The following is a 2,978-nucleotide window of genomic DNA, read 5'->3' as shown; positions in this document are numbered from 1 at the left end:
TAAGTCTTTTACCATCTTTGTCTCTTTCTTAGCTTTGCCCTTTGTATAGCTGCTATTGAAGCTGACGCTGCTTCTATGTCTTTTACTATCTTCACTTCTGGTAAGTCTTTTACCATCTTTGTCTCTTTCTTAGCTTTGCCCGAATAATTATTGCTGCTAAATTAACTCCAAAAACCACTGTTAGTAAGACCAAAGCCGTAGCGCATCGAACATCAAGGCCAATATTTGGAACTTGAGTGGAGATAACATAAAGATGCATTGGCAAAGCCATGACCTGGTCAAAAATAGAAGTAGGAAGATGGGGTAGGTAAAAAGCTGCTACGGTGAAAAGAATAGGAGCTGTTTCACCGGCTGCTCGACTAATCTCGAGAATTACCCCGGTAAGGATACCAGGAGTAGCTCGGGGGAGGATTAAATGGTAGATAGTTTGCCATTTAGTAGCTCCTAAAGATAGACTTACCTGTCGAAATGAAGTAGGAACATTAGTTAAGGCTTCAAAAGTAGCCGTGATAATGACTGGTAAATTCATAATGGCTAAAGTAAGAGAACCAGCTAAGATAGAAGCACCAAACTTCAAGAAGATTACAAAGAGTCCTAAACCAAAAAGGCCATAAACTACCGAGGGAACTCCTGAAAGATTAATGATTGCTAATCGAATTAGTCTTGTCAAGTAACCTTTTTTAGCATATTCGTTTAAGTAAATGGCGGAAGCGACACCTATAGGCACAGCAAGGATTACTGCTCCGATGACTAAACAAAAGGTTCCTACGATGGCTGGCAGTATGCCTCCCCCTCTCATTCCGTTATTGGGAGCAGTGGTTAAAAATTCCCAACTTATGGCACCTACTCCATTCTTAAAAATCACTAAGAGAATTAATACCACCGGGGTGATGGCTAATAAGGCTGAAAGAAAAAGCAAAAAGAAAGATATCTTTTGGGTAATTTGAGGTGAAATTATCTTCATATTCTTTCCCTATGGAGAAAGAAATCAGCCAGAAAGTTTATTATAAAAGCTATAACAAACAAGACCAGACCAATAGCAAAAAGAGCAAAGTAATGATCGCTACCTTGAATAGTTTCGCCCATTTCGGCAGCAATAGTCGCCGTAAGTGTTCTTACTGGTTCAAAAAGACCATGGGGAATCTTAGCGGCGTTTCCCGTAACCATCATCACGGCCATAGTTTCGCCAATTACTCTACCTAATCCTAACATGCATGCGGCAGTGATGCCGGGTAAAGCAGATTTAAGGACTACTCGCCAGATAGTTTGCCAATGAGTAGCTCCCAGGGCTAAAGCTGCTTCACGGTACCTGTTTGGTACACTGGTAATCGCATCTTCGGCAATACTTACAATCGTAGGCATAGCCATAAGAGAAAGGAGAAGAGAACCAGTAAAAGCGGTCAGTCCTGTAGGTAAGTTAAATGTCTTTTGAATAATAGGAGCGACTACTATTATGCCAACAAAACCTATGACTACACTGGGAATAGCTGCTAAAAATTCAATTCCTACTTTAAAAACTTCTTTGATCCTGCCTTTAGCTACTTCAGCAATGAAGATGGCACTAGCTACCCCAATTGGTAAAGCAATTATAGCTGCTCCTATTGTAACCATTAAAGAACCAAGAATAAGGGGTAAAATTCCAAAAATAGGTGGTTTAGAGAGGGGATACCATTGTTTACCAAGAATAAAGGACAAAGGACTATTATTCTTAAAGATAGAAACTCCTTCTTGGAAAAGGAAGATAAAGATAAATATTACTAAGATAATAGAAATTATCCCACACCACTTAATAAGATACTCAATTATCTGCTCAACTACTTTTTTTAAACTTAAGCTTTTCTTGAACAAGACTTCTTCCTATTGGTGGTTTAAATTATCTTAAATTATCTAATGGGCACAAAGTTAATTTCTTTCACAATTCTTTGTCCTTCATCACTCAATATAAAGTCTATAAATTTCTTTACCACTCCTTGTGGTTTGCCATTGGTATAAAAGAATAAAGGACGAGAAATATGATAAGTACTATTTTTTACATTTTCAAAAGTAGGCGTCACAAAAGAACTATTAGCATCTTTGGCTATCGCCAGTGGCTTTTGATTGGGACTAAGATAACCCATTCCATAATAACCAATGGCCCTTGGATTTTGAGCTATTTCATCTGCTACTGCTTGAGAAGAAATCAAAAGCAAGGCATTTTCTGTGTACTCATTTTTTTCTCCTAAGACATGTTCTTTAAAGTAGTGGTAAGTTCCTGAATTAACCTCTCTGGAAATGACCATAATTTTACATTCTTTACCTCCCAGATCCTTCCAATTGGTAATCTTGCCAGTAAAGACATCAGAAATTTGCTTAAAAGTAAGTTTGTCGAGTGGATTAGAAGGATGAACGACCACCGCTATTCCATCAAGGCCTACGATAAACTCTTTTGGATTAATCTTTTTACTCTTGGCTAATTCCAATTCTTCTCCCTCTATTTTTCTGGAAGACATAGTCATATGGCAAGTGTTATTAAGCAAAGCAGCAATACCTGTTCCAGAACCTCCGCCGGTTATCGCTACAGATAAACTTGGATTCTTCTTCATAAAGTTTTCTGCCCAGGCTTGAACTAAGTTTACCATCGTATCCGAACCTTTAATCTGGATAAGCGGCGAAATTTGGTGGTTTTTACCACAATTACTACAACTAAATAAAAAAAGACCTAAAAACCAAATTATTGTAAAACTTTTCTTCATGATTATTTCCTCCAGCAATTTTTTTCAGCAATTTAATTATGGAACTTTATGGAACTAATTGTTAATAATAAGAGTAAAGTTTTTTTTGTCAAGGAAAAAATATAGAATGTAATACCAAAATGAAAATGTCCTAATCTGGCAAAATGAAAATGTCCTGTTTAAGGATGTAAAATATCCCTCAAAAAAGGAGGGAGAAATGGAAGAAAAGGACATTTTCGAAATGAGCAAAAAAGAGTGGGCAAGATT

Annotated in this window: 3 protein-coding genes; all 3 read right to left on the bottom strand. The window is 37.2% G+C overall.

The genetic code is table 11. The features are described 5' to 3' along the window. Nucleotides 1-109: 109 nt before the first annotated feature. From pstA to KJ849_07105, 3 genes are read right to left on the bottom strand one after another with little or no spacing between them, the layout of a single operon-like run. Nucleotides 110-964: a phosphate ABC transporter permease PstA gene (pstA, locus tag KJ849_07115; GenBank protein MBU2600328.1), complete on the bottom strand. Its 855-nt coding sequence runs from the start codon at nt 962-964 to the stop codon at nt 110-112. Continuing rightward, the gene (gene pstC / locus KJ849_07110; protein ID MBU2600327.1) at nt 961-1,848 is read right to left on the bottom strand and encodes a phosphate ABC transporter permease subunit PstC; all 888 of its coding nucleotides are present in this window, start codon (nt 1,846-1,848) and stop codon (nt 961-963) included. The genes pstA and pstC overlap by 4 nt, the downstream gene beginning before the upstream one ends. 35 nt (nt 1,849-1,883) lie before the next feature. Then, complete coding sequence (locus tag KJ849_07105; GenBank protein ID MBU2600326.1) at nt 1,884-2,732, bottom strand: phosphate ABC transporter substrate-binding protein; 849 nt, start codon at nt 2,730-2,732, stop codon at nt 1,884-1,886. Nucleotides 2,733-2,978: the final 246 nt, after the last annotated feature.

The sequence above is a fragment of the bacterium genome (assembly GCA_018830565.1).
In the GTDB taxonomy this organism is placed as follows: domain Bacteria; phylum UBA9089; class JAHJRX01; order JAHJRX01; family JAHJRX01; genus JAHJRX01.
Note: the sequence above shows the minus strand (reverse complement) of the source record. Positions and strands in the feature narration are given on the sequence as shown.